Annotated in this window: 24 protein-coding genes; 18 read left to right on the top strand and 6 right to left on the bottom strand. The window is 69.2% G+C overall.

Annotated elements, in window-relative coordinates:
• Positions 1-101: 101 nt before the first annotated feature.
• Positions 102-980 carry a Rossmann-like domain-containing protein gene (locus ACS5NL_RS07570; protein ID WP_439353087.1) on the bottom strand — a complete coding sequence of 293 codons (879 nt, stop codon included), beginning with the start codon at positions 978-980 and terminating at the stop codon, positions 102-104.
• On the bottom strand, positions 977-1804 hold the full coding sequence (locus ACS5NL_RS07565) for a helix-turn-helix domain-containing protein (RefSeq protein ID WP_439353084.1): 828 nt from the start codon (positions 1802-1804) through the stop codon (positions 977-979). Before ACS5NL_RS07565 ends, ACS5NL_RS07570 begins: the two co-directional genes overlap by 4 nt.
• A 113-nt stretch (positions 1805-1917) precedes the next feature.
• Between ACS5NL_RS07565 and ACS5NL_RS07560 the strand changes: the two genes are divergently transcribed.
• From ACS5NL_RS07560 to ACS5NL_RS07550, 3 genes are all read left to right on the top strand, one after another.
• Complete coding sequence (locus tag ACS5NL_RS07560) at positions 1918-2319, top strand: hypothetical protein (protein ID WP_439353083.1); 402 nt, start codon at positions 1918-1920, stop codon at positions 2317-2319.
• Between the two features lie 82 nt (positions 2320-2401).
• Positions 2402-3574, top strand: coding sequence for a YjgN family protein (locus ACS5NL_RS07555; protein WP_439353081.1), 1173 nt, complete (start codon positions 2402-2404; stop codon positions 3572-3574).
• 12 nt (positions 3575-3586) lie between these two features.
• The gene (locus tag ACS5NL_RS07550; RefSeq protein ID WP_439353078.1) at positions 3587-4747 is read left to right on the top strand and encodes a M48 family metallopeptidase; all 1161 of its coding nucleotides are present in this window, start codon (positions 3587-3589) and stop codon (positions 4745-4747) included.
• 23 nt (positions 4748-4770) lie between these two features.
• Here ACS5NL_RS07550 and ACS5NL_RS07545 read toward each other — a convergent pair whose 3' ends face one another.
• Positions 4771-6111: an MFS transporter gene (locus ACS5NL_RS07545; RefSeq protein WP_439353075.1), complete on the bottom strand. Its 1341-nt coding sequence runs from the start codon at positions 6109-6111 to the stop codon at positions 4771-4773.
• A 226-nt stretch (positions 6112-6337) separates the two neighbouring features.
• On the opposite strand from ACS5NL_RS07545, the gene cyoA reads away from it, so the two are divergent.
• From cyoA to ACS5NL_RS07510, 7 genes are read left to right on the top strand one after another with little or no spacing between them, the layout of a single operon-like run.
• Positions 6338-7402, top strand: a complete 1065-nt coding sequence (cyoA, locus tag ACS5NL_RS07540; RefSeq protein ID WP_439353072.1) for a ubiquinol oxidase subunit II — start codon at positions 6338-6340, stop codon at positions 7400-7402.
• Positions 7403-7459: 57 nt separating this feature from the next.
• Positions 7460-9463 (top strand): cytochrome o ubiquinol oxidase subunit I, encoded by a 2004-nt coding sequence (gene cyoB / locus ACS5NL_RS07535; protein ID WP_439353070.1) that lies wholly within the window; start codon positions 7460-7462, stop codon positions 9461-9463.
• Positions 9456-10091, top strand: coding sequence for a cytochrome o ubiquinol oxidase subunit III (gene cyoC / locus ACS5NL_RS07530; protein WP_439353068.1), 636 nt, complete (start codon positions 9456-9458; stop codon positions 10089-10091). Before cyoB ends, cyoC begins: the two co-directional genes overlap by 8 nt.
• Positions 10091-10501 carry a cytochrome o ubiquinol oxidase subunit IV gene (gene cyoD / locus ACS5NL_RS07525; RefSeq protein ID WP_439353067.1) on the top strand — a complete coding sequence of 137 codons (411 nt, stop codon included), beginning with the start codon at positions 10091-10093 and terminating at the stop codon, positions 10499-10501. Before cyoC ends, cyoD begins: the two co-directional genes overlap by 1 nt.
• A 7-nt stretch (positions 10502-10508) precedes the next feature.
• Positions 10509-11273 (top strand): SURF1 family protein, encoded by a 765-nt coding sequence (locus ACS5NL_RS07520; protein ID WP_439353065.1) that lies wholly within the window; start codon positions 10509-10511, stop codon positions 11271-11273.
• A gap of 24 nt (positions 11274-11297) precedes the next feature.
• Positions 11298-12641 (top strand): ATP-binding protein, encoded by a 1344-nt coding sequence (locus ACS5NL_RS07515; RefSeq protein WP_439353063.1) that lies wholly within the window; start codon positions 11298-11300, stop codon positions 12639-12641.
• On the top strand, positions 12631-13170 hold the full coding sequence (locus ACS5NL_RS07510; RefSeq protein ID WP_439353061.1) for a response regulator transcription factor: 540 nt from the start codon (positions 12631-12633) through the stop codon (positions 13168-13170). The genes ACS5NL_RS07515 and ACS5NL_RS07510 overlap by 11 nt, the downstream gene beginning before the upstream one ends.
• 15 nt (positions 13171-13185) lie before the next feature.
• On the opposite strand, the gene trhP is transcribed toward ACS5NL_RS07510, so the two are convergent.
• The gene (gene trhP / locus ACS5NL_RS07505) at positions 13186-14565 is read right to left on the bottom strand and encodes a prephenate-dependent tRNA uridine(34) hydroxylase TrhP (RefSeq protein WP_439353060.1); all 1380 of its coding nucleotides are present in this window, start codon (positions 14563-14565) and stop codon (positions 13186-13188) included.
• A gap of 107 nt (positions 14566-14672) precedes the next feature.
• On the opposite strand from trhP, the gene ACS5NL_RS07500 reads away from it, so the two are divergent.
• From ACS5NL_RS07500 to ACS5NL_RS07465, 8 genes are all read left to right on the top strand, one after another.
• Positions 14673-15056 carry a hypothetical protein gene (locus tag ACS5NL_RS07500; RefSeq protein ID WP_439353058.1) on the top strand — a complete coding sequence of 128 codons (384 nt, stop codon included), beginning with the start codon at positions 14673-14675 and terminating at the stop codon, positions 15054-15056.
• 98 nt (positions 15057-15154) lie between these two features.
• Complete coding sequence (gene acnA, locus ACS5NL_RS07495) at positions 15155-17911, top strand: aconitate hydratase AcnA (RefSeq protein WP_439353056.1); 2757 nt, start codon at positions 15155-15157, stop codon at positions 17909-17911.
• A gap of 64 nt (positions 17912-17975) precedes the next feature.
• Positions 17976-18896 (top strand): S1C family serine protease, encoded by a 921-nt coding sequence (locus ACS5NL_RS07490; RefSeq protein ID WP_439353054.1) that lies wholly within the window; start codon positions 17976-17978, stop codon positions 18894-18896.
• A gap of 48 nt (positions 18897-18944) precedes the next feature.
• Entirely contained in the window at positions 18945-19946 is a 1002-nt protein-coding gene (locus tag ACS5NL_RS07485; RefSeq protein WP_439353053.1) for an AAA family ATPase, read from the top strand.
• Between the two features lie 133 nt (positions 19947-20079).
• The gene (locus ACS5NL_RS07480) at positions 20080-21102 is read left to right on the top strand and encodes a DUF58 domain-containing protein (protein ID WP_439353051.1); all 1023 of its coding nucleotides are present in this window, start codon (positions 20080-20082) and stop codon (positions 21100-21102) included.
• Positions 21099-22166, top strand: coding sequence for a VWA domain-containing protein (locus ACS5NL_RS07475; RefSeq protein ID WP_439353049.1), 1068 nt, complete (start codon positions 21099-21101; stop codon positions 22164-22166). The genes ACS5NL_RS07480 and ACS5NL_RS07475 overlap by 4 nt, the downstream gene beginning before the upstream one ends.
• 139 nt (positions 22167-22305) lie before the next feature.
• The gene (locus ACS5NL_RS07470) at positions 22306-23529 is read left to right on the top strand and encodes an FAD-dependent monooxygenase (protein ID WP_439353047.1); all 1224 of its coding nucleotides are present in this window, start codon (positions 22306-22308) and stop codon (positions 23527-23529) included.
• A 22-nt stretch (positions 23530-23551) separates the two neighbouring features.
• Positions 23552-24523: a Bug family tripartite tricarboxylate transporter substrate binding protein gene (locus ACS5NL_RS07465; protein WP_439353045.1), complete on the top strand. Its 972-nt coding sequence runs from the start codon at positions 23552-23554 to the stop codon at positions 24521-24523.
• Between the two features lie 21 nt (positions 24524-24544).
• Here the strand turns inward: ACS5NL_RS07465 and ACS5NL_RS07460 are convergent, their stop codons facing one another.
• Together ACS5NL_RS07460 and kynA are read right to left on the bottom strand one after the other, a co-directional pair.
• Positions 24545-25636 carry a DNA glycosylase AlkZ-like family protein gene (locus ACS5NL_RS07460; protein ID WP_439353043.1) on the bottom strand — a complete coding sequence of 364 codons (1092 nt, stop codon included), beginning with the start codon at positions 25634-25636 and terminating at the stop codon, positions 24545-24547.
• A 25-nt stretch (positions 25637-25661) separates the two neighbouring features.
• Positions 25662-26531, bottom strand: coding sequence for a tryptophan 2,3-dioxygenase (gene kynA, locus ACS5NL_RS07455; protein WP_439353041.1), 870 nt, complete (start codon positions 26529-26531; stop codon positions 25662-25664).
• Positions 26532-26534: the final 3 nt, after the last annotated feature.

The following is a 26534-nucleotide window of genomic DNA, read 5'->3' as shown; positions in this document are numbered from 1 at the left end:
GGGCTGGGGTGGGCTGTTGACTTTCTGTAACAGTCGTGGGCAATGATGCACGAAGTCCGGGGCCTTGTGTGTCAGATTGAGACCAATCCTCCCGTCCTGGGTCACATCCCGGCGATCTGGCGCCAGCCGGGCCAGCTTCCGCGGGCGATCGCAAACTTCCTGCTGGCACCGCTCCACGACTCGCCGGCCGCCATCGCCGCGGCAAAGGCCGCGCCATCGACCACTTGCGTGCCGCCCAGCAGGGTCACCCCGCGGTCGAACAGCGCGTCGGGCCAGAGGCCGGCCGAGGGGCCGATCACGGCGAAGCGCTGGGCGGCGGGCGCTGCCGCCAGCATCTGGTCCAGCGAGTCGTTGAGCAGCATGGTCGAGGTGCCGACCACGGTGTTGCAGCCGGCCAGTGCCGCACGGTCCAGCGTGACCAGGATGTTGGGGAAGCGCTCTTGCTGCCGCGCCACCATCCCGGCGTTCATCTCCACCACGGTCAGGCGCCCGCCGGCCTCGTCGACGCGCCGCACCAGCGGTGGGAAGAAGCCGATCATGCCCAGGTGGTCCTGCGGGCCGAGCACCACGTCGCCCAGCGAGTTGCCGGCCGGCGGCGGCGTGTAGCCGACGCGGCGCCAGACCGAGTCGGTGAGGGCGTTGACGGCCGCCAGCGCGACCGCGCGCTCGACCTCGTCGCCATCGGCCAGGCGCTGCGCCAGCGCCATCGGATCGGCGCCCGCGAGCGCGTCGCTGCGGCCGCTGCCGTGGTGGGCGAGCAGGCGGTCCAGCGTGTGGCCCAGCAGGATGTAGGACAGGCCGAAGGCGCCGTCCTCGAGTTCGATGGCGCAGAACTCGGCGTCGTGCTCGCCGGGTTCGCCCGGCCGCCGCGGGATGTGCAGGCGCCGCACCTTCGGGCTCGGCCAGCGGCCGGCGATGGCGGCGAGTTGTGTCAGCACGGCGGCTGCGATGGGCGTGGGGCTGGTGTGGTGCAGGCTCATGGAGCCATGGTAGCGGCGAGTGCGCGCAGCGCCTGCGCCGTCGCCTCGTCGCCGGGGAAGAAGGTCTCCAGCGCCAGTTCCTGCAGCGTGATGTCGGTCGGTGAACCGAACACGGTGGTGGTGCTGACCAGGTGCAGCACACCGCCCGGTGTGTGGACCAGAAAGGGCATCAGCACGCCCGGGTGCTCGCCTTCCAGCCGTGCCGCCGCATCGGGCGCCTGACCGGGGTAGGCCTGCAGTTCGGCGAGCAGGTCTGCCAGTCCCTCGTCGCCGGTGGCGCGGATCTGTTGCTGCAGCCGCGCGAACAGGTGCTCGCGCCACTGGTTGAGGTTGGCGATGCGCGGCGCCAGCCCGCCGGGGTGCAGGCTCACCCGCAGCAGGTTGACCGGTGCCTGCAGCAGGGCTGGATCGACGCCGGTCAGCAGCGGCGCGACCATGCGGTTGGACAGCACCATGTCCCAGTGCCGGTCGAAGGCGACCGCGGGCCAGGGTTCGTGGCGGTCGAGGATGTGCTGCACCGCGCGCCGCGCCGCGTCCATCGCCGGGTCGTCCAGCCGCTGCTCGCGGTACATGGGCGCGAAGCCGGCGGCGACCAGCCAGGCGTTGCGCTCGCGCAGCGGCACCGCGAGGCGTTCGCACAAGCGCAGCACCAGCTCGCGGCTGGGGCTGGCCTTGCCGGTCTCGACGCAGCTCAGGTGCCGGGTCGAGAGCTCGGCGTCGAGCGCGAGGTCCTGCTGGCTCAGGCGGCGCAGCTGGCGCCAGTGGCGCAGGTGGTCGCCGACCGAGAGGCGGCGGCTGGCGTGGAGGTGGGCTGGGCTGGACATGGGTGGATGGTAGGTCGGTGCGGCGTGCGTGGCATGACCTGGGAGGTCATGGACGCCATGCCCTGCCGCACCGAGCATCGGGCTCCCTTCGTTGCCACTTCAAGGAGTTCACCATGTTCAATGTCTCGGAATCCACCCTGCGCCGCGTGCTCTGGCTCGATGCCGCCAGCGGCCTGGCCATGGGGCTGTCGCATTTCGCTCTGGCCGGCCCGCTGTCGGCCTGGACCGGCATTCCGGCCGTCTGGCTGGAGGTCGCTGCGGTGATCGTGTTCGGCGCGGCCTCGCTGGCGGCCTGGCTGGCGAGCCGGTCTTCTCCGCCGGCCACCGGCGTGCGCCTGCTGGCCATGGGCAATTTCGCCTGGGTGGTGGCCAGTGGCTGGCTGGCGTTCGGGGCGGGTCTGCCGCTCACCGCCCTGGGGCTGGGCTGGGTGCTGGCACAGGCGCTGACGGTGCTGCTGCTGGCCGAGCTGGAATGGGCCGGGTCGCGGCGGGGCCAGCGGGTCGCGCTGGCCTGATCGAGGCCGCCGGACTGCGGGCGGCGGGCGGGCAGAATGCCGGGTGAGGAAAAGAGAAAGCCAACAGAAAGCCCGCTGTCACATGGAACCCACCGACTCCCCCGGCGATGCCGCGCCGGACCTGACCTACCGCACACTCGCCGTCCGCTTCACCGGAGCGGGCAGCGAGTATTTCCGGATCTGGATCGTCAACCTGCTGTTGCTGATCGTCACGTTCGGCATCTACTGGCCCTGGGCCAAGGTGCGGCGGATGCGCTATTTCATGCACAACACCCTGGTCGACGGCGATCCGCTGGATTTCCACGGCGACCCGAAGCAGATGCTCAAGGGCTGGGCGCTGGTGGGGGTGCTGTTCGCCATGTACAACGTCGCGAGCAGCGCCTCGGCGCTGGCCAATCTGGTGGCTTTTGCGGCGTTGGGGGCGCTCTGGCCTGCGCTGTGGCGTTCGTCGCTGCGCTTCCGGCTGGGCAACACGAGCTGGCGCGGCCTGCGTTTCCGTTTTTCCGGATCGGTGGCGGACGCCTACCGGGGTCTCTTGCCCAGCTATCTCGCGGCGCTGCCGCTGGTGGTGCTGGGGCTGTGGGTGCCCGAAGAGGCGGACGCGGTGGCGCCCGACTGGGTGGGCGGCGCTTTCGCCGGCGCCATGCTGGTCATCGTTGCGCTGGCGCCGTGGCTGTTCTGGCGCATGAAGGCCTACCAGCACCGGAACTACGTGCTGGCGCATCTGCAGACCGATTTCCGGGCGCCGGTGCGTGCGTTCTACGGCCTGGCAGCCAAGCAGTTCGGCCTGATGCTGTTGCTGCCGGTGGTGTTGGTGGGGCTGGTCTGGGGCCTTTCGGCTGCACAGGGGGAGATGATCGAGATGTGGGAGGACCTGTCGGTCACCCAATGGATCATCGGGCTGGTGGCGCTGTTCGCTTTCATGGCCCTGTTCGTGGGCCTGGGACCCTGGTGGACGACGCGCATCCAGAACCTGGTCTGGACCAAGACCGGCAACGACCAGATGCGCTTCATCAGCCAATTGCGGTTTCGCGACATGCTCTGGCTCAGTCTCAAGAACGGGGTGCTGATGATCCTGACACTGGGCCTGTACTGGCCGTGCGCCGCCGTGGCGGTGGCGCGGCGGCGGCTGGAAGCGGTGCAGATCCGCTGTGTGGTCGATCCGGACACGCTGGTGGCCCAGGCGCAGGAGAAGCCCGGCGAGGCCGCGGGCGATGCCGCCGGCGATTTCTTCGGCATCGACGTCGGCCTCTGACGGAGGCACACGATGGACGATTCGTCAGATTCCGGCGCCGTGGTGCGGGTGAGTGCCCGCTATTTCGACGGCCGCTCGACCCGCCCGCACAAGGTGCAGGTGTGGCTGGCGCAGGGCCAGCTGCAGATCGACGGCGAGACCGTGCGCACGCAGGTGCCCGCGGCGCAGGTGCAGTGGCCCGAGCGCACCCGGCACGGCCCGCGCGTCGCGCGCCTGCCCGACGGGGCGAGCCTGCAGTCGCTCGACGCGGATGCCTGGGACGCCTGGCGCCGCGACACCGGTCATGTCGATGGCTGGGTGGTGGCGCTGCAGCAGAGCTGGCGGGCGGTGGCCGCCAGTGTGCTGGCGCTGGTGCTGCTGCTGGCCGCGGGCTATGTCTGGGGCCTGCCCTGGCTGGCGCGGGAGGTGGCGCAGCGCGTGCCCGACGGGCTGGAGGACCAGGTCGGCGAGGCGGTGCTGGCGCAGCTGGACGACATGGTCAAGCCCAGCCGCCTGTCGGCCGACGAGCAGCGCGCGATCGAGGCGGCCTGGGCGGAGGTGCTGCAGCGGCACCAGAAAGCCCAGGCGGCGCAGGGGCGTGCGGTGCGGCCCACGCAGTTGCTGATCCGAGAGAGCGAGATCGGCCCCAACGCGCTGGCCTTGCCGGGCGGCACCATCCTGCTGACCGACGACATGGTCCGGCTGGTGCAGAACGACACCCGCGTGCTGTCGGGCGTGCTGGCCCATGAACTGGGCCACGTGCAGCACCGCCATGGCCTGCAGACCCTGGTGCAGATCGGTGTGCTGGGCGCGGCGACCTCGCTGGTCTGGGGGGATTTCAGCGGCCTGCTGGCCACGGTGCCGCTGTGGCTGGGGCAGGCGCACTATTCGCGGCAGGCCGAACGCGAGGCCGATGCCCACAGCGTCGGTGTGCTCCGGGACGCCGGCATCTCGCCGCAGGTGATGGTGACGCTGCTCGACCGTTTCGCGCTGTACCGGCGCTGCGGCGATGCCCTGCTCAAGCCGGCCGCGGCCGGCGAGGCAGAGAAGCCGCAGGGCGCCAGACAGTGCGCCGGCCAGGCGGGGAAGGGAACCGGGAAGGACGACAAAGCCGACGCGGCCTGGGGCCTGGGCTTTGCCTCGCACCCGGCCGACGCCGAGCGCATCGCCTTTTTCAATGCGGCCGCCCGCTGACGCGGGCGGCCCGGGCGCAGGGCTTAGCTGCCCTGCTGCTCGATCACGCGGTTGATGCGCAGCGCGCCCAGGGTGCAGACCACGCCCGAGAGCAGGTAGAGCGACACCGCGCCCAGACCAAAACGGGTCGACAGACCCAGCGCGACCAGCGGCGCGAACGCGGCGCCGAACAGCCAGGCCAGATCGGTCGAGAGGGCGGCGCCGGTGTAGCGGTACTGCGGCGAGAAGTTGGAGGTGACGGTGCCCGAGGCCTGGCCGTAGGACAGGCCCAGCAGCACGAAGCCGGACAGCAGGAACAGGTTGTTGCCACCCGTGCCGCCGCCCAGCATCCAGGGTGTGAGCAGGCTGAACACGCCGATCAGCACCGCCATCGTGCCCAGCAGGTTGCGCCGGCCGACCCGGTCGGCCAGCCAGCCCGAGAGCATCACCGCGCCGGCGGCCAGGAAGGCGCCGATCACCTGCACGCCCAGCACCTCGGTCACCGGCTGGCTGCCCTGCAGCGAGATCCAGGACAGGGGGAACACCGTGACCAAGTGGAACAGGGCGAAGCTGGCCAGGGCAGCGAAGGCGCCCAGCAACACATTGCCGCCTTCGTCGCGCATCACGCGGTGGACCGACACCGGCTGCAGTTCGCGGTCGCTCAGCAGCCGCGAGTACGACTGGCCGACCACCAGGCGCAGGCGGGCGAACAGGGCCACCACGTTGATGGCGAAGGCCACGAAGAAGGCGTAGCGCCAGCCCCAGGCCAGGAATTCCTGGTCGTCCAGACTGCCACGCAGGTAGGCGAACAGGCCGGCGGCGAGCACGAAGCCCAGCGGCGCACCCAGCTGGCCGATCATGGCGTACCAGCCGCGGCGCTCCGGCGGGGCCGACATCGCCAGCAGCGAGGGCAGTCCGTCCCACGAACCACCCAGCGCCAGACCCTGGCCGACCCGCAGCAGCAGCATCAGCGCGATCGCGGCCGTGCCCTGTGCCCGGTAGTTGGGCAGGTAGGCCATGCCCACGGTGCAGATGCCCAGCAGGAACAGCGCGATGGTCAGCTTGGTGCCACGGCCCCAGTGGCGCTGCACCGCCATGGACAGGGCGGTGCCCAGCGGCCGGGCCACGAAGGCCACCGCCAGCAGGCCGAAGGCCGCCAGCGTACCGTTCAGCGGCGACAGGAAGGGAAACAGGAAGGCAGGGAACACCAGCACGCAGGCGATCCCGAAGACAAAGAAGTCGAAATACTCGGACGAGCGGCCGATGATGACGCCGACCGCGATTTCGCCGGAGGTGACGTCTTCGTGGGTGTCGGCCCTGGAAAGGGCGGAGGGGCTCTCTTCAAAACCGGCCTGGGGGTGGGCGGCGAGGGCGGGGCTGCTCATGAAAAAGTCTCCTGTAGGTCGTGTGGCGTGTCGCCAACATCCTTCTACACCCCGGCCACCCGGTCGGCAATCTGGGGTTTTCCCAGCGTGCGTTACCGCAATACAGGGCAAGTCCGCCTTGACATTGGACAAAATGTCCAATCGACAAAAGCGTGGAGGTCGGTAAATTCGCGTGCGCATTGATTTTTGTCATTCGCGTTTACCCACCAAGAAAGCTTCCCGCCCCATGCCTCGTCTGTTTTCTTCGTTCCCGTTCCGGGGAAGCCTCTGGCTGGCGGCCGCCGCCGCGGTGGCCCTCCTGACGGGCTGCAGCAAAGCCGTCGTCCTGAACCCCGCCGGCGACATCGCCGCCCGGCAGGGCCAACTGGTGGTCCAGGCCACGCTGCTGATGCTGGTGATCATCGTGCCGGTGATCACGCTCACGCTCTGGTTTGCCTGGAAGTACCGCGCGTCGAACACCGCCAACACCGAGGCCGACTACGCCCCCGACTGGCACCACTCGACCGTGCTGGAGCTGGTGATCTGGAGCGGGCCGCTGCTGATCATCATTGCGCTGGGCGCGATCACCTGGATCGGCACCCACAAGCTGGACCCCTACCGGCCGCTGGACCGCATTTCGGCGTCCAAGGCGCTGGCCCAGGACGTCAAACCGCTGGAGGTGCAGGTGGTGGCGCTGGACTGGAAGTGGCTGTTCTTCTACCCGGAGCAGGGCATCGCGACGGTCAACGAACTGGCCGCGCCGGTGGACCGCCCGATCGTGTTCAAGCTGACGTCGAGCACGACCATGAACGCGTTCTACGTGCCCGACCTGGCCGGCATGATCTACACCATGCCCGGCATGCAGACCGAGCTCAACGCCGTCATCAACAAGGCCGGCGTGTACCAGGGCAAGTCCGCCCACTACAGCGGCGCCGGTTTCTCGGGCATGACCTTCAAGTTCCTGGGCCTGAGCGACGGCGACTTCGCCCAGTGGGTCGACAAGGCCAAGGCCGAAGCGAAGACGCTGGACCGCAGCGCTTACGTCAAGCTGGTGAATCCGAGCGAACGCGACCCGGTGCAGCGCTTCGCCACGGTCGAGCCGGGCCTCTACGACAAGGTGCTCAACCGCTGCGTCGAAGACGGAAAGATGTGCCTGCACCACATGATGGCCGTCGATGCCCAGGGGGGCGAGTCCTACCTCAAGGCCCAGGGCCTGAACCTGCCGCAGGACATCTGCACCGCCGAAGAGTCGATCAAGGTGGTCGCCGAGATGAGCACCCGCGCCGCCCGCTACGCCACGTCCCGCCAATGAAACCCTGACCGGGCGCTGCCGCTGCGGCGGCGTCCGGTCCTTGCCTGACTGAACACCATGTCTTCTGTTTCTCCCTCCGAGGCTCACTGGGCCCTGGGCCGGCTCACCTGGGACTCCATTCCCATGGTGCACGAGCCCATCGTGCTGTGGACCTTCATCGCCGTCGTGCTCGGCGGCCTGGCCACGCTGGCGCTGATCACCAAGTTCAAGCTCTGGGGCATGCTCTGGCGCGACTGGTTCAGCAGCATCGACCACAAGAAGATCGGGATCATGTACATGATCCTGGGTCTGGTGATGCTGCTGCGCGGCTTCGCCGACGCGGTCATGATGCGCCTGCAGCAGGCCATGGCCTTCGGCGACGCGACCGGCTACCTGCCGCCGCACCACTACGACCAGGTCTTCACCGCCCACGGCGTGATCATGATCTTCTTCGTCGCGATGCCGCTGGTCACGGGCCTGATGAACTACCTGGTGCCGCTGCAGATCGGCGCGCGCGACGTGGCCTTCCCGTTCCTGAACAACTTCAGCTTCTGGATGACCACCGCCGGCGCCGTGCTGGTGATGATGTCGCTGTTCCTGGGCGAGTTCTCCACCTCGGGCTGGCTGGCGCTGTCCAACCTGGGGGCGCAGAACCCGGGGGTGGGGCTGGACTACTACATCTGGTCGCTGCAGATCGCGGGCGTGGGCACCACGCTCTCGGGCATCAACCTGATCGTGACCATCATCAAGATGCGCGCGCCCGGCATGAGCCTGATGAAGATGCCCGTCTTCACCTGGACCTCGCTGTGCACCAACGCCCTGATCGTGGCCTCGTTCCCGGTGCTGACCGCCGCCCTGGTGCTGATGACGCTGGACCGCTACGCCGGCACCCACTTCTTCACCAACGACATGGGCGGCAACGCCATGCTGTACGTGAACCTGATCTGGATCTGGGGCCACCCCGAGGTCTACATCCTGATCCTGCCCTGCTTCGGCATCTTCTCTGAAGTGGTCGCCACCTACTGCGGCAAGCGCCTGTTCGGCTACACCTCCATGGTCTACGCCACGGTTGTGATCACCATCCTGTCGTACATCGTCTGGCTGCACCACTTCTTCACCATGGGCTCGGGCGCGAGCGTGAACGCCTTCTTCGGCATCACGACCATGATCATCTCGATCCCGACCGGCGCGAAGATCTTCAACTGGCTGTTCACCATGTACAAGGGCCGCATCCGCTTCGAGCTGCCCATGATGTGGACCGTGGCCTTCATGGTGACCTTCGCCATCGGCGGCATGACCGGCGTGCTGCTGGCCGTGCCCCCGGCCGACTTCGTGCTGCACAACAGCCTGTTCCTGATCGCGCACTTCCACAACGTGATCATCGGCGGCGTGCTGTTCGGCCTGTTCGCCGGCATGAACTACTGGTTCCCCAAGGCCTTCGGCTTCAAGCTCGACCGCACCTGGGGCGTGCGCTCCTTCTGGCTGTGGGTGGTGGGCTTCTACGTCGCCTTCATGCCGCTGTACGTGCTGGGCCTGATGGGCGTGACCCGCCGCGCCAACCACTTCGAAGACACCTCGCTGCAGATCTGGTTCCAGGTCGCCGCCTTCGGTGCCTTCCTGATCGCGCTGGGCATCGCCTGCTTCCTGATCCAGATCGGCGTGAGCTTCCTCAAGCGCGAGCAGCTGCGCGACGTGACCGGCGATCCGTGGAACGGCCGCACGCTGGAGTGGGCCACCTCGTCGCCCCCGCCCGACTACAACTTCGCCTTCACCCCGGTGGTGCACGAGATCGACGCCTGGTGGGACATGAAGCAGCACGGCTACCGCCGCCCGCTGACCGGCTTCCAGCCGATTCACATGCCCGCCAACACCGGCGCCGGCGTGGTGATCTCGGTCTTCTCGCTGGTGATGGGCTTTGCGCTGATCTGGCACATGTGGCTGCTGGCCGGCCTGTCGTTCGCCGCCGTGGTGATCGCCGCCATCGTCCACACCTTCAACTACAAGCGCGACTTCCACATCCCGGCCGGCCAAGTGACGGCCACGGAAAACGCCCGCACCCAACTGCTTGCAAGCCATGTCTGACACCCGACTCCAAGCCGGCGCCGCGGGCGCCACCCTGACCGCGCGCGACTACCACCTCGCGCACGACCCGCACCCGGAAAACGGCACCTCGCTGGGTTTCTGGCTCTACCTGATGAGCGACTGCCTCATCTTCGCCGCGCTGTTCGCGACCTACGGCGTGCTCGGCCGCAGCTACGCCGCCGGCCCCAACGGCGGCGAGCTGTTCGACCTCAAGCTGGTGGCGATCAACACCGCCTTCCTGCTGCTGTCTTCGATCACCTTCGGTTTCGCCATGCTGCGCAAGCAGATGGACGACGTCAGAGGCACGCTGCTGTGGCTGGCCGTCACCGGCCTGTTCGGCCTGTGCTTCCTGGGCCTGGAACTCTATGAGTTCAACCACCTGATCCACGAAGGCGCCGGCCCGCAGCGCAGCGCCTTCCTGTCGGCCTTCTTCACCCTGGTCGGCACGCACGGCCTGCACGTGACCTTCGGCCTGATCTGGATGGTGGTGCTGATGGTGCAGATCGGCCAGCACGGCCTGATCCACGAGAACAAGCGCCGCCTGATGTGCCTGTCGATGTTCTGGCACTTCCTGGACGTCGTCTGGATCGGCGTCTTCACCTTTGTGTATCTGATGGGGGTGCTGTGATGAGCGCACACGACATGACTCACGACGCGCACCACGACGGCCACGGCCACCATGGCGACGTCGGTCCGCACAGCAGCTTCTCCGGCTACATGGTCGGTTTCGTGCTCTCCATCGTGCTGACCGCGATCCCGTTCTGGCTGGTGATGGCCAAGGTGATCACTGACCGCAACACGGCGGTGCTGGTGCTCGGCGCCTTCGCGGTGGTGCAGATCCTGGTCCACATGGTCTGCTTCCTGCACATGAACGGCAAGGTTGAAGGCGGCTGGACCCTGCTGTCGACCATCTTCACCGTGGTCTTCGTGGCGATCGCCATCGCCGGCACCCTGTGGGTGATGCTCCAGATGAATGCCCACATGATGCCGGAGCATCCCAAGCTGCCGCCGGCCGCGTTGACCGGCCCGGGCTCCTGAGCGGCGCATGACCACCGCGCCCGCGGCCACCCGGCGGACGGTGCTGCGCCGCTGGACGCTGGCCGTCCTCGGCCTGCTGCTGTTCTGCGGTTTCCTGGTGCTGGGCACCTGGCAGGTGCAGCGCCGGGCCTGGAAGCTGGCCCTGATCGAGCGGGTGGAGCAGCGCGTGCATGCGGCGCCGGTGGCGCTGCCGCCGCCCGGTGAGTGGGGCCGCGTGACCGCCGCCGGACACGAGTACCTGCCGGTGATGCTGGAAGGCCGCTGGCTCGCCCCGGCCACCGTGCTGGTGCAGGCCGTGACCGAACTGGGCAACGGCTTCTGGGTCATGACCCCGCTGCAGCGCGGCGACGGCACCCAGGTCTGGGTCAACCGGGGCTTCGTGCCCGAGGCGCAGCGCGAGCGCTGGGTTCGCGTTGGCGCGGGCGCAAATGCGGATGCGGATGCACCGCAGCGCATCGAAGGCCTGCTGAGACTGAACGAACCCGGCGGCGGTTTCCTGCGCACCAACGATCCCGCGCAGCAGCGCTGGTACTCGCGCGACGTGGTCGCCATGGGCCAGGCGCGGGAGCTGTCGCGGGCGGCGCCTTTCTTCGTCGACGCCGGGCTGCCGGGGCGCAGCGCGGTTGTTGCCGACGGTCCGCAACCGGGCCTGACGGTGATCCGGTTCGCCAACAGCCACCTGGTCTACGCCATCACCTGGTACACCCTGGCCCTGATGGTGGTGGGGGCGGCCTGGACTGTGGCACGCTTGGAGCGCCGCCGGGCTGCCTGAGCGGCACCTTCCCGCCGCCTGCCCATGACACCTCCCCGCGCCGAACCACTCCGCTTGCCCGCCGCAGACACCGCCCTGTCGGCCGATGCCGCGGCCGGACTGAAGAACCTGCAGCAGCTGGTGCAGCTGCGCTGGATCGCGGTGATCGGGCAGATCGCCACGCTGGAGGCGGCGCACTACGCCCTCGGCCTCTCGCTGCCCTACGACGAGCTGCTGATCTCGGTCGCCTGCCTGGTGCTGTTCAACGTGGTGAGCCTGCTGCGCCTGCGGCTGCCGCCCGAGGTGCGCCATCCTGAGGTGTTCGTGGCCCTGCTGGTGGACGTGGGGGTCCTGACGGTGCAGCTGTACCTGAGCGGCGGCATCACCAACCCCTTCGTGTTCCTCTACCTGCTGCAGGTGACGCTGGGCGCGGTGCTGCTGCGCGGCGCCTACATCTGGTCGATGGTGATCATCACCGCCCTGTGCTTCGGCCTGCTCGCGCAGCACCACCTGCCGCTGCCGCTGGTGCACGAGCCGCAGGGCGGTTTCTCCAGCCTCTACGCCTTCGGCCTGCTGGTGTGTTTCCTGCTGAACGCCGCGCTGGTGAGCGTGTTCATCACCCGCATCCAGCGCAACCTGCGCGAGCGCGATTCCCGGCTGGCCGCGGCGCGCCGCCGCCGCGCGGAAGAGGAACACATCGTGCGCATGGGCCTGCTGGCCTCGGGCGCCGCGCACGAACTGGGCACACCGCTGTCGACGCTGGCGGTGATCCTGGGCGACTGGATCCACGACCAGCGCCTGGCCGCCGACCCGCTGCTGATGGAAGACATCCAGGAGATGCAGACCCAGGTGCGGCGCTGCAAGAGCATCGTCAGCGGCATCCTGCTCTCGGCCGGCGAGGCGCGCAGCGAGGAGTCGGCGCAGACCACGGTGCGGGCCTTTGTCGACGCGCTGGCGCAGGACTGGCGCGCCACGCGTTCGATCGAAACCTTCCTCTGCGACAACGACTTCGGGGCCGACGTGCCGATGGTGGCCGACACCACGCTGCAGCAGATGGTGTTCAATGTGCTGGACAATGCGCGGGAGGCGTCACCGGACTGGGTCCGGATGGGGGTCACGCACGAAGGCGACGACCTGTGCCTGGTGGTCACCGACCGCGGGCCGGGGTTTGCACCCGACTTTCTGCGCCGCCTGGGCTCCCCGTACCACTCGACCAAAAACCGTCCCGGCGCCGGGCTGGGGCTGTTCCTGGTGTTCAATGTGGCGCGGACCCTGGGTGGCAGCGTGGCGGCCGGCAACCGGCCCGAGGGCGGTGCCGAGGTGACCATCCGCCTGCCGCTGGCGACCATCGCCCTGCCGGACGCATCCGCGAATGACCATGGACACTGAACAACGATTGCTGCTGCTGGTGGAAGACGACGAGGCGTTCGCCCGGACGCTCAGCCGTTCGTTCGAGCGCCGCGGCTACCGCGTGCTGCTCGCCGCCAGCCTGCCCGAGGTCGAGGCACTGCTGGCCGCCAACACACCGGACTACGCGGTGGTCGACCTGAAGATCAAGGGCGAGGCCTCGGGACTGGCCTGCGTGCAGACACTGCACGCGGCGAGCGAGGCGATGCGAATCGTGGTGTTGACCGGCTTCGCCAGCATCGCCACCGCGGTGGAGGCGGTGAAGCTGGGCGCCTGCCACTACCTGGCCAAGCCGTCGAACACCGACGACATCGAGGCCGCCTTCGGCCAGACCGAAGGCAACACCGACGTGCAGATCACCAACCGCACCAGCTCGATCAAGACGCTGGAGTGGGAACGCATCCACGAGGTGCTGGCCGAGACCGGCTTCAACATCTCGGAAGCCGCGCGGCGCCTGGGCATGCACCGCCGCACGCTGGCCCGCAAGATGGACAAGCGCCAGGTGAACTGACCCGGAGCAGCCGGCTCAGGCGAGCAGGCGGGCGATCAGCGCGCCTTCGCTGGGCGCGGCCAGCGGCACCCAGACCTTGGTGGGGCTGCCCTGCGCCACGGTGATGGTCTCTCCGTCCTGGTTCTGCATCGCGTCCAGCTGCACCACGCGGTTGCCGCTGGGGTGGATGACTTCGAGCCGGTCGCCAACCGAAAAGCGGTTCTTGGTCTCGACCTCGGCCCAGCCGTCTGCGCGCACCTGCAGCACCTCGCCCACGAACTGGCTGCGGTGGCTTTCGCTGTGGCCGGTGATGTAGTTCTGGTAGTCCTGCGCCGGGCGGCGCTCCATCAGGCCGCCGGTGTAGCCGCGATTGGACAGGCCTTCGAGTTCGAGCAGCAGCTCGGGGTTGAAGGGCTTGCCGGCCACGGCGTCGTCGATGGCGCGGCGGTAGATCTGCGCGGTGCGCGCCACGTAGTAGTGGCTCTTGGTGCGGCCCTCGATCTTGAGCGAGTCGATGCCCATGGCGGCCAGCTTGCCCACGTGCTCGACGGCGCGCAGGTCCTTGCTGTTCATGATGTAGGTGCCGTGCTCGTCTTCCATGATGGGCATCAGCTCGCCGGGCCGGCCGGCTTCCTCGATCAGCCAGACCTTGTTGGCTTCGGGGTGGCGCTGGCCACTGCCGGTGGTGGAGAAGGCGCTGGCCGCTTCTTCGTCTTCCTGCGCGAAGTTGAAGCCGTCGAGCTTGGCGACCGGGGCGGCGTCGCCGGTGTCGGTGTCGGTGGTCGCGGCCTGGGTCTTGTACTCCCAGCGGCAGGCGTTGGTGCAGGTGCCCTGGTTGGGGTCGCGGCGATTGAAGTAGCCGCTGAGCAGGCAGCGGCCCGAATAGGCGATGCACAGCGCGCCGTGCACGAAGACTTCGAGCTCGATGTCGGGGCAGTCGTTGCGGATCGCCTGCACCTCGTCCAGGCTCAGCTCGCGGCTCAGGATGATGCGGGTCACGCCCTGTTTCTGCCAGAACTTCACCGCCGCGCTGTTGGTGGTGTTGGCCTGCACCGAGAGGTGGATCGGCACCTCGGGCCAGAGGCCTTTTTCCATCTGTTCGCGCACCAGCATGATCAGGCCGGCGTCGGCCATGATGAGCGCGTCGGGCTTGAGTTCGACCACCGGCTGCAGGTCGCGGATGTAGGTGCGCAGCTTGTCGTTGTGGGCGATCAGGTTGCTGGTGACGAAGAACTTCTTGCCGCGCTGGTGCGCCTCGCCGATGCCTTCGGCGATCTGTTCGAGGCGGAATTCGTTGTTGCGCGCGCGCAGGCTGTAGCGCGGCTGGCCGGCGTAGACGGCGTCGGCGCCGAAGTTGTAGGCGGCGCGCATGCGGTGCAGCGAGCCGGCGGGCAGGAGCAGTTCGGGGGCTTTCATCAGGGGGTGGATTGTCCCGCAAGGGGCGCCGCGGGTGCCGACGCTTCGTCGGATGACCTTCAAGTTCGGGCCCGGGCGGCCGACATGGAGGCATCTGGAGGTGTCTCATGCGTCGGTTTCTGCGATTTCTGGCGGTTGGTCTGGGCCTGGGGGCGGCCAGCCTGCCGGCCCTGGCGGACACGCACTGGATGTGCGGGCTGTCGCAGGAGGGCGTGCGCCTGGTCTGCGTGGCCGATCCCGACGATGTGGCCGACGCCGAACCGGTGAAGCCGGCCCCGGGTCAGGGTGCGGTGGTGCGCGGCACCCGTTTCCCGCTGGACGCCCGCGATGCCTACACGGTCGAACTCTGGAGCGTGCCCGACGACGCCCAGTGGCTGGAACAGCTGGCGCGCGCCACCATCTGCTACCGCAGCCCGGGCTGCACGGTGTCGGTGGCCCCGGTGCAGGGGCTCGATGCGCCGCGGCGGCCGGTGCTCGCCTCGCGCTGGTGAACACGCCGGGGTCTGACCTTTCGTAACCACGCCCCCAGCACGGTCATGCGCTGAGCGCTCAGAATGGGCTTCGCTGGCCTTCGCCAGGGGAGCCATTCATGGTCCGAGCCGACGCCTTCACCCATCCCTTCGCCGACACCGTCAAGACCTTCCGCACCGCCTCGGGCCGTTCCGGTCGCTTCTATTCGCTGCCCGCACTGGCGCGGCGTTATCCCTCGGTCCATCGCCTGCCGGTCTCTTTGCGCATCGTGCTCGAAAGCGTGCTGCGGCACTGCGACGGCGAGCGGGTGCTGGCCGAGCACGTGGCGCAGCTGGCCAACTGGCAACCCAACGCCCCGCGCACCGACGAGATCCCGTTCATGGTGGCGCGTGTGGTGCTGCAGGACTTCACCGGCGTGCCGCTGCTGGCCGATCTGGCCGCGATGCGCAGCGCCGCCCAGCGCCTGGGCCACGACCCGAAGAAGATCGAGCCGCTGGTGCCGGTCGATCTGGTCGTCGACCACTCGGTGATGGTCGACCACTACGGCACGAAGAACGCGCTGGACCTCAACATGAAGCTGGAGTTCCAGCGCAACAAGGAGCGCTACCAGTTCCTCAAGTGGGGCATGCAGGCCTTCGAGACCTTCGGCGTGGTGCCGCCGGGCTTCGGCATCGTGCACCAGGTCAACCTCGAATTCCTGGCGCGCGGAGTGCACCTCAAGGGCGGTCTGTACTACCCGGACACCCTGGTCGGCACCGACAGCCACACGACCATGATCAACGGCATCGGGGTGGTCGGCTGGGGCGTGGGCGGCATTGAAGCTGAAGCGGCGATGCTGGGCCAGCCGGTCTCGTTCCTCACGCCCGACGTGGTGGGTTTCGAGCTGACCGGCCGGCTGCGCGAGGGCTGCACCGCGACCGACCTGGTGCTGACGGTGACCGAGATCCTGCGCAAGCACAAGGTGGTGGGCAAGTTCGTCGAGTTCTTCGGCGAGGGCACGGCCTCGCTGGCGCTGCCCGACCGGGCGACCATCGCCAACATGGCGCCCGAATACGGCGCGACCATGGGCTTCTTTCCGGTCGATGAAAAGACCATCGACTACTTCCGCGGCACCGGTCGCAGCGCTGCCGAGATCGAGGCCTTCGAGGCCTACTTCCGTGCCCAGGGCCTGTTCGGCGTGCCCGGCGCACCGGGCGCCTCCCAGGCGTCCGGCGACATCCAGTACTCACAGGTGGTGTCGCTCGATCTGGGCACCGTGGCGCCCAGCCTGGCCGGCCCCAAGCGGCCGCAGGACCGGATCGAGATCGGCCATGTGGCGGCCCAGTTCGACACCCTGTTCGCCCTGCCGCAGGCCGACAACGGCTTCCACCAGCCGGCCCAGCGCCTCGCGGGGTCCTTCAAGACCAGCCGCGGCACCGAGCTGCGCGACGGCGACGTGCTGATCGCGGCGATCACCAGCTGCACCAACACCAGCAACCCGGGCGTGCTGCTGGCGGCCGGGCTGCTGGCGAAGAAGGCGGTCGAGGCCGGGCTGACGGTGAAGGCCCACGTCAAGACCTCGCTCGCACCCGGCTCGCGCATCGTGACCGAGTACCTCTCGCGCACCGGGCTCCTGCCCTATCTGGAGAAGCTGGGTTTCTCGCTGGCCGGCTATGGCTGCACCACCTGCATCGGCAATGCGGGCGACCTGCGGCCCGACATCAACGAGGCCATCACGCAAAACCAGCTGGTGTGTGCGGCCGTGCTGTCGGGCAACCGCAACTTCGAGGCGCGCATCCACCCCAACCTCAAGGCCAACTTCCTGGCCAGCCCGCCGCTGGTGGTGGCCTACGCGATCGCCGGCACGGTGCGGCGCGACCTGATGAGCGAGCCGGTCGGCCTGGGCCATGGCGGCAAGCCGGTGTACCTGGGCGACATCTGGCCGGGCAGCGACGAGATCCACGCGCTGATGAAGTACGCGATGCACGGCAAGGCCTACCGCGAGAACTACGAGCGCATCCAGAGCGAGCCGGGCGCGCTGTGGGAGCGCATCCAGGGCGGGGAGGGCCTGACCTATGGCTGGCCCGCCAGCAGCTACATCGCCGAACCGCCGTTCTTCGAGGACTTTGCGCTGCAGGCGCCGGTCGAGCAGGTGCCCGGTGTGCACGGCGCGCGTGTCATGGCGCTGTTCGGTGACTCGATCACCACCGACCACATCTCGCCCGCCGGCTCGATCGCCGAATCGTCGCCGGCCGGGCAGTGGCTGATCGGTCGTGGCGTGCTCAAGGCCGACTTCAACAGCTACGGTGCCCGCCGCGGGCACCACGAGGTGATGATGCGCGGCACCTTTGCCAACGTGCGCATCCGCAACCTGATGCTGGAGGCGGCGGCCGACGGCGGTCGCGAGGAGGGCGGCTGGACGCTGTACCAGCACGCCGGCACCGGCCAGGGCCAGAAGATGAGCATCTACGACGCCGCCATGCGCTACCGCGCCGCGGGCGTGCCCACGGTGGTCTTCGCCGGTGAGGAATACGGCACCGGCTCCAGCCGCGACTGGGCCGCCAAGGGCACGCAGCTGCTGGGCATCAAGGCGGTGGTCGCGAAGAGCTTCGAGCGCATCCACCGCAGCAACCTGGTCGGCATGGGGGTGTTGCCGCTGCAGTTCGCAGCGGGCGACTCCTGGGAGTCGCTGGGCCTGCGGGGCGACGAGACGGTGGATGTGGTTCCGGACCCGGGCCTGCTGCCGCAGAGCCCGGCGCGCCTGATCGTCACCCGCGCGGACGGCACGCGGCTGGAACGCAGCCTGACGTTGCGCATCGACACGCCGGTCGAGGTGCACCAGTTCCGTGCGGGGGGAATCCTGCCCTATGTGCTGAGGCAATTGCTGGGCGCTTGAGCCCGCGCCCGCAAACCGGCATCATGTGTGTAACGCGCCCGCGCCGGGCGCCGGAGGAGTCGCGATGCGCCGTCCCGTCCTCTACAGCCAGTCCCCGCGCGGTGGCCCTGCGGCCGGGGAGACGGTTGTGCCCGGCGAGGCCGCAGCGACCGACGCACCGGAGGTGTTGCCAAAGCCCGGCTGGCGCCAGCGGCTGGCGCGGGCGGCGGTGAATCCGCGCCTGACCTGGGGCTGCATGGCCCTGCTGCTGGGCGCGCTGCTGTGGGTGCTGTGGCAGCAGACGGCGCATCCGCCCCGCGTGCTGACCCAGAAGGACATCGACGCCGCCGTGCTGCGCAGCGTCACCACGCAGAACCTGCCTTCGCGCGCGGCGCGCGCCGCCGAAAAAATCCGGCCCGCGGTGGTGCGGGTGGTGTCCTACGGCAAGGACAAGAAGGGCGCGGACATCGAACAGGGCGTGGGCACCGGCGTCGTGATCCAGGACAAGGGCGTGATCCTGACCAATCTGCACGTGGTGCAGGCTGCGCAGTCGATCCTGGTGGTGTTCGCCGACGGCAGCGAGTCGGTGGCGCACATCGCCGGCCTGCAGCCGCAGCACGACCTCGCGGTGCTGCAGGCGCAGACGATTCCCGACGACCTGCACGCGGCCACCCTGCGCACCACGGCCGACCTGGTGCCCGGCGACGAGGTGGTCGCGATCGGCTTTCCCTTCGGCATCGGTCCCTCGACCTCGGCCGGCGTGATCTCTGGCCTGGGCCGCTCGTTCAAGTCGCACGAGGGTGCGCAGGAGATTCCCAACCTGATCCAGTTCGACGCCGCGGCCAACCCGGGCAATTCCGGCGGCCCGCTGGTCACCATGGACGGCGAGGTGGTCGGTGTGGTCACCGGCATCCTCAACCCGACGCGCGCCCGGACCTTTCTGGGCATCGGTTTTGCCGTGCCGATCGAGAGCGCGGCCTCGGCTGCCGGCCTTCCCCCGTTTTGAGATGAACTCCCCCTTTGTTCCTGCGTGCACTGTTTGACTGGAGATTCCATGAATTCCACCGATACCCCCGACACCGCCCGTCTCATGGAACAGATCCTGTACGAGGTCAAGCGCGTGGTGGTCGGGCAGGACCGCTTTCTGGAGCGCGTCATGGTCGCGCTGCTGGCCGGTGGGCATCTGCTGGTGGAAGGTGTGCCAGGGCTGGCGAAGACGCTGACAGTGAAGACCCTGGCCAACGTGGTGCAGGGGCGCTTCAAGCGCATCCAGTTCACGCCCGACCTGGTGCCGGCCGACCTGGTCGGCACGCGCATCTACAACCAGAAGACTGGCGACTTCTCCACCGCGCTCGGCCCGGTGTTCGCCAACCTGCTGCTGGCCGACGAGATCAACCGCGCGCCGGCCAAGGTGCAGAGCGCGCTGCTGGAGGTGATGCAGGAACGCCAGGTCACGATCGCGGGCGAGACGCACAAGGTGCCCGAGCCCTTCCTCGTGATGGCGACGCAGAACCCGATCGAGACCGAAGGCACCTACCCGCTGCCCGAGGCGCAGGTCGACCGCTTCATGATGAAGGTGCTGGTCGAGTACCCGACCGACGAGGAGGAATACGTCATCGTCGAACGCGTCACCGGCCCGGCGGTGCAGGTCAACGCGGTCGCCACGACCGAGCAGCTGGCCGCGCTGCAGGCGCTGTGCCGCGAGGTCTATGTCGACCCTGCGCTGGTGCAGTACGCGGTCAAGCTGGTCTCGGCCACGCGCACACCCGACAGGCATGGCCTGAAGGACACCGCCCGGCTCATCACCTACGGTGCCAGCCCGCGCGCGACCATCGGCCTGGTCGAAGGCGCGCGCGCCCTGGCCCTGCTGCGCGGACGCAGCTATGCGCTGCCAGAGGACATGATGGACCTGGTGCCCGACGTGCTGCGCCACCGCGTGGTGCTGTCTTACGAGGCGCTGTCCGAAGGCCTGACCAGCGAGGCCCTGGTCCAGCGCATCATGAAGGCCGTGCCTCCGCCGGCCCGGCCGCTGGAACACGAGCGCAAGGCGGCTTGAAAATGCCCACCCCCGTCGCTTGCTCGCTTCGCGTAGCCGCATCCCCCCTCAAGGGGGCAATGCCTGCAGCCCGGCAAAGCCGGTTCTGCGGCATTCCGGAGCAGGGGCACGGCTGCATCTGTGAGGTCGCGCCATGCTGCTGAGCCTGTTCAAACGAAAGGTGCCGCCGCCACCCGCCGATCGACCGGGGGGCGACCAGGGCCGCACTGAGGCCTTGCTGCGCCGGCTGGAATGGACGGTAATCAAACGGCTCGACGGCCTGCTGCAGGGCGACCACCGCACGCTGATGCGCGGCACCGGGCTGGACCTGGCCGACCTGCGCGAGTACCAGCACCACGACGACGTGCGCCACATCGACTGGAACGTCACCGCGCGGCTGCAGCAGCCCCATGTGCGAGTGTTCACCGAGGACCGCGAGATGGCGGCCTGGTTCCTGCTCGACCTCAGCGCCTCGGTGGACTTCGGCTCCGGTGAGCGCCGCAAGCGCGAGGTGCTGCAGTCCTTCGCGGGCGTGCTCGCGCGGCTGATCAGCCGCCACGGCAACCGCATCGGCGCGATGTTGTATGGCTCGCGCGGCGGCGCCGCGGTCGATGCGGTGCTGCCGGCGCGCGGCGGTCGGCTGCAGGTCCTGCGACTGTTGCAGCTGATCGGGCAGGGCCCGTCGTCTGCCAAGCCCTCGAACGAGGCCGGGTCCACGCGCCTGGCCGACCTGCTGCGCGCCGCGGCCCACACGGTGCGCCAGCGCAGCACGGTGTTCGTGGTCTCCGACTTCATCAGCGAGCCGGGCTGGGAGCAGCCGCTCGGTGAACTGGCGCGGCGCCACGACGTGGTCGCGGTGCGGCTGCTGGACCCGCTCGAACTGGAGCTGCCCGACTTGGGGCTGCTGACCATCCGCGACGCCGAGACCGGCGAGCAGGTGCTGGTCGACACCCACGACAAGGGCTTCCGGCAGCGCTTCGCCCACATCGCGGCGCAGCGCGAGGCGCAATTGCTGGAGTCGCTGGGCCGGGCCGGGGTGGACACGCTGGAGTTGTCGACCGGCGACGACCTGGCGGAGGCGATCCTGCGCTTCGTGGCGCTGCGCCAGCGCCGGGTGCAGCGCCGTGCACTGCCCGCCGGCCTGCGCCCCGCCACCGTTCTCGGAGGTGCTGCATGAACCAATGGCCGGTCAATTTCCTGTGGCCGCAGTTCCTCTGGCTGCTGGCGGCGCTGCCGGTGCTGGTGCTGCTGTACTGGTGGATCCTGCGCCGGCGCCGCAAGACGGCGCTGCGCTACGCCAGCCTGTCGATCGTGCGCGAGGCGATGGGCCGGGCCCAGACCTGGCGACGCCATGTGCCGCCCGTGCTGCTGCTGTTGGCGTTTGCGGCGATGCTGCTGGCGGCGGCCCGCCCGGTGGCCACCATCACGCTGCCCTCGACCCAGCAGACCATCATCCTGGCGATGGACGTCTCGGGCAGCATGCGCGCGACCGACGTGTTGCCCAACCGGCTGGTGGCTTCGCAGAACGCGGCCAAGGCCTTCCTCAAGGACCTGCCGCGCCATGTGCGCGTGGGCATCGTGGCCTTCGCCGGGTCGGCCCAGGTGGTGCAGCCGGTCACGCTCAGCCGCGAAGACCTCAACACCGCGATCGACAAGTTCCAGATGCAGCGCGCCACCGCGATCGGCAGCGCCATCGTGGTCGCCCTGTCCGAGCTGTTCCCGGGCCAGGTCGACCTGGCCAGCGTCACCTATGGCCGCGGCAACAACGATCCGTTCGCGCCGCCGGGCCGCGCCATCGACCAGCCCAAGACCGAAAAGAAGCCGCTGGAGCCGGTGCCGCCCGGCTCGTACAACTCGGCCGCGATCATCCTGCTGACCGACGGGCAGCGCACCACCGGTGTCGACACCGCCGAGGCCGCGAAGATGGCGGCCGACCGGGGCGTGCGGGTCTACACCGTGGGCATCGGCACGGTCGACGGCGAGGTGATCGGTTTCGAGGGCTGGTCGATGCGGGTGCGGCTGGACGAGGACACCCTCAAGAGCGTCGCGCGCGAGACCAAGGGCGAGTACTTCTACGCCGGCACGGCCGACAACCTCAAGCAGGTCTACCAGTCGCTGAGCACCCGGCTGACGGTCGAGAAGAAAGAGACCGAAGTCTCGGGCCTGCTGGCGTTGGCGGCGGCGGTGCTGGTGCTGCTTTCCGCCGGGCTGTCCCTCTGGTGGTTCCAGCGGGTGCTCTGACCCCCACGCTCCGCCGCGGCGCGGGTCGCTGCCCCCCGAGGGGCTGGTCCGGCTTGGGGCTGCCCGGCGCCGGACCGTCGTCACCAGTCCCTGACATTTGTCAACGCCGGGGGGCTTCGGGCCGGCACAATCGGCGCCCATGAACAACAAGGTGGTCGTGGCCGGTGGTGGCATCGGTGGGCTGGCGTCGGCGCTGGCCCTCTCGCGTGCTGGTGTGGAAGTGGACCTGCTGGAGCAGGCCCCCGCCTTTGGTGAGGTGGGTGCGGGCCTGCAGCTCGGACCCAACGCCGTGCGGGTGCTCGACGCCTGGGGCCTGACCGACGCGCTGCACGCCTGCGCGGCCTTCCCCGAGTCGCTGCAGGTGCGCGATGCGCACAGCGCATCCACGCTGGGCCAGCTGCGCCTGGGGGCGCTCAGCCGGGCCCATTACGGACAACCCTACGCGACCATCCACCGCGTCGACCTGCACGCCCTGCTGCTGGAGGCGGTGCGGCGCGAACCGCGCGTGCGCCTGCACCTGGACACCCGCCTGGCCGGTTACGAAGAATCCGGTACCGGTGTGCGCGTGACCTGCGAGAACGGCACGGTGTTCGACGCCGGCGCCCTGGTGGGGGCCGACGGTCTGTGGAGCCGGGTGCGGCAGGAGATGCTGGGCGCCCAGCCGACGCGCGTGAGCGGGCACCTGGCCTACCGCGGCATGGTGGCGGCCGGCGACCTGCCGGGCATGTTGCGCGACCCGGTGGTCACCGCCTGGCTGGGGCCGCGGCTGCACGTGGTGCACTACCCGGTGCGCCGCGGCGAGTGGTTCAACGTGGTGGCGGTGGTCGAGGGCATGCTCGGCCATGGCCACGGCGGACCACCCGGCAGCGATCCGCAGAGCTGGAGCCACGAAGCCCGGCAGGCCGACCTGCTGCGCGCCCTGGGACCGATCTCGCCCGAGCTGAACACCATGCTGGACCGGGTGGGCGAATGGAAGCTCTGGGCGCTCAACGACCGCAACCCGGTCGCCAGTGCCGAAGAACATGCCCGGGGCCGGGTCGCGCTGCTGGGCGATGCGGCCCATCCGCTGCGGCCGTATCTGGCGCAGGGTGCGGCGATGGCGATCGAGGACGCCTGGACGCTGGGCCGGCTGGCCGGTGCGGCCGATGGCGCGCCCGGCTGGCCCGCGCTGCTGGCCCGGTACGCCCAGACCCGCTGGCAGCGCAATGCGCGGGTGCAGAGCCGCTCGCAGCGCAACGGCACGATCTTCCACGCCAGCGGCCCGCTGCGTTTCGCGCGCAATGTGGCGATGGCGATGCTGGGCGAGTCGCTGATGGACAATCCCTGGCTGTACAGCGGCCCGCCCGATCCCCTGGCGGGCTGATTCACCGCCAAGGATTCGACACATGTTCCAGCCCCGCCGCCGCCACGCCATCGCCACCGCCCTGGCGCTGAGCTTCAGTGTCTCCGCCGTGTTCGCCCAGACCGCTTGGCCCAGCCACCCGGTCAAGCTGGTGGTGGGCTTTCCGGCCGGGTCGTCGCCCGACCTGATGGCGCGCACCATCGCCGAGCCGCTGTCGCAGGCGCTGGGCCAGCCGGTGGTGGTGGAAAACAAGGTGGGGGCGGGCGGCAACATCGGCGCCGACGCGGTGGCCAAGGCGACCGACGACCACACGCTGGGCCTGATGATCAACGGCAACCTGACCATCGCCAAGATCCTCAACCCCGCCACGACCTACGACCCGCTCAAGGAGCTGCAGCCGGTGTCGCTGCTGGCGGTGTCGCCGCTGGTGCTGGCCGTGCCGGCGGGCACGGCGGCGGGCGGCAAGGCCTTCTTCGACGAGGCGCGAGCCAGTGGCGACAAGTGGAACTACGGCACGCCGGGGGTCGGCACCGTGGCGCACCTGGGCATGGAGCTGCTCAAGGGCAAGGCCGGCATGGCGCCGGTGCACGTGCCCTACCCGGGCAATCCGCAGGTGATCACGGCGCTGATCGGCGGCCAGATCCAGATGGCGCTGCTGCCACCCGGGCTGGCGATGACCCAGGTCAAGGCCGGCAAGCTCAAGGCGATCGGCGTCACTTCCGCCGGCCGCAGCAGCGTGGCGCCCGAACTGCCCAGCCTGGGTGAGGCGGGCGTGCAGGGCCTGCAGCTGGAAATCTGGAACGCGGTCGCCGCGCCGGTGGGGCTGCCCAAGGCGCACGTGCAGAAGCTGGCCACGCTGCTGGCCGAGATCGTGCGCCGTCCCGAGATCCGCCAGAAGATTCTCAACCAGGGCTGGCAGGTCGCGGGCACCTCGCCCGAAGGTCTGGCCAAGCGCATTGCGGCGGACACGGCAGCGATGGCCGAGGTGATTCGCAAGAACGACATCCGACCTTGACCACCCCTGCCGCGCTGCGGGTCAGTGATGTGACGTTCCCAAAAACAGGCTGATGTCGGCCAGCTCGGCGTCCAGTGCCTGGCGGTAGCCAGCCTCTTTTGGCGCCTGTCCGCTCACGTAGCCGATGTCCGCTTGCAGCCGCCCTTCGGCCACCGACAGGTTGCCCCAGCCGACGACCTCGTCGCGCCAGAGCAGCGGCATGGCGTAGTAGCCGCGCACGCGTCTGGCCGGTGGCGTGTAGGCCTCGAAACGGTAGGCCCAGCCCCACAGACGTTCGAAGCGGTTGCGGTCCCAGACGACCGGGTCGAAGGGCGCCAGCAGGCGCACGCCGTCCGGCGCTTTCCAGCGGCGCGCGGCCGGGTCTTCGCCGTCGGGCCAGAACCAGCGCACACCGTCCACTTCGGCGTTCGGCAGGCGTTGCGTGGCGCGTTGCAGCGCGGCGCGCAACTGCCCTTTCCACTGCGGCACCGCGTGCTGCAGCATGGCCACCAGCTGGCGCAGGCCCGGTTGCGGCAGCGGGGCGTACTTGTTGATCAGCACATCGACCAGCCGGTCCAGCACGGCGGCCACATCCTCCGGCGCGGTCTGCGGCTGGTGCGCCGCGTAGAGCCGGATGCCGCCCTCGCGCCGCGCCACGCGCAGCAAGCCGCGGTAGTGCATGGCGTCCAGCAGCTGGGTGCTGGCCTTGGACTGGCCGCCGAAGCCGTTGGTGGTGTGGCCGTGGGCAAAGTGCGCATCGACCTCGCGCGGGTGGGCTTCGCCGCGCGCCTGCACGAAGTGCCAGACCGCTTCGGCCTGCGCCCAGCGCTCGGCCGGCCATTCGCGCAGCGCGCTGCGCGGGTGCATCAGCGCGTGCAGCGCGGGCGTGACGAAGCCGTAGTTGACGAAGAAGTCCTCTTCCACCTCGAGCGCCGCGTAGCGCCGTTCCAGGTCGCCGACACGGTAGCCCTTGACGCGGTGGCGCAGCGTCAGGTCCTGCGCCCGCGCGGGCGAACGGATCGGATCGGCCTGCACGAAGCCCAGCCGTTCGATGGCTCTGGGCAATGTGGTGGGCGTGAAGAGGCTGCGCGCCACGGCGTGGCGGCGCAGATCGGAAAGCGTTGGAACGACCATGCGGCGATGATGCCGCAGGCGCTGGCTACAGCGCTGTTCTCAATGTCCAGATTTCCGGAAAAAGCACCACGTCCAGCATCTTGCGCAGATAGCTCACGCCGCCCGTGCCGCCGGTGCCGCGCTTGAAGCCGATCACGCGCTCCACCGTGGTCACGTGGCGGAAGCGCCAGAGACGGAAGGCGTCTTCGAGGTCGGTGAGTTCTTCGCCGAGCTGGTAGAGGTCCCAGTGCGCTTTCGGGTCGCGGTAGACCTGCAGCCAGGCCTGCTCCACCGCCTCGCTGGCGGCGTAGGGCTGGGTCCAGTCGCGTTCCAGGTGCGAGGCCGGCACGGCGATGCCGCGCCGCGCCAGCAGGCGCAGGGCCTCGTCGTACAGCGAGGGCGTTTCGTAGGCCGCCTGCACCATGGCCGCGCGTTCCGGGTGGTGGGCGTGCGGCTGCAGCATGGCCGCGTTCTTGTTGCCCATCGAAAACTCGATGCAGCGGTACTGGAAGCTCTGGAAGCCGCTCGAGTGGCCGAGGTAGGGGCGGATCGCGCTGTACTCCGGCGGCGTCATGGTGGCCAGCACGTCCCAGGCGTGCACCAGCTGCTCCATGATTTTCGAGACGCGCGCCATCTGCTTGAACGCGGCGTTGAGCTCGTCGGCCGCGATGTTGCGGATTGCGGCGGTCAGCTCGTGCAGCATCAGCTTCATCCAGAGCTCGCTGGTCTGGTGCTGCACGATGAACAGCAGCTCGTCGTACGCGGGCGAGAGCGGCTTCTGTGCGTTCAGGATCGCGTCGAGCTGCAGGTAGTCGCCGTAGCTCATGTCGCGGCTGAAGTCGAGCTGGGCCTTCTCGTCGCGCACGATGGCTTCGGTGGCCGAGGTGGTCGGCTGGTCGTGGTAGGGGCAGGTCATGGC

The sequence above is a fragment of the Hydrogenophaga sedimenti genome (assembly GCF_051857515.1).
Classification (GTDB): domain Bacteria; phylum Pseudomonadota; class Gammaproteobacteria; order Burkholderiales; family Burkholderiaceae_C; genus Hydrogenophaga.
The sequence above is the reverse complement of the archived record's forward strand: the minus strand, read 5'-3'. Positions and strand labels throughout refer to the sequence as shown.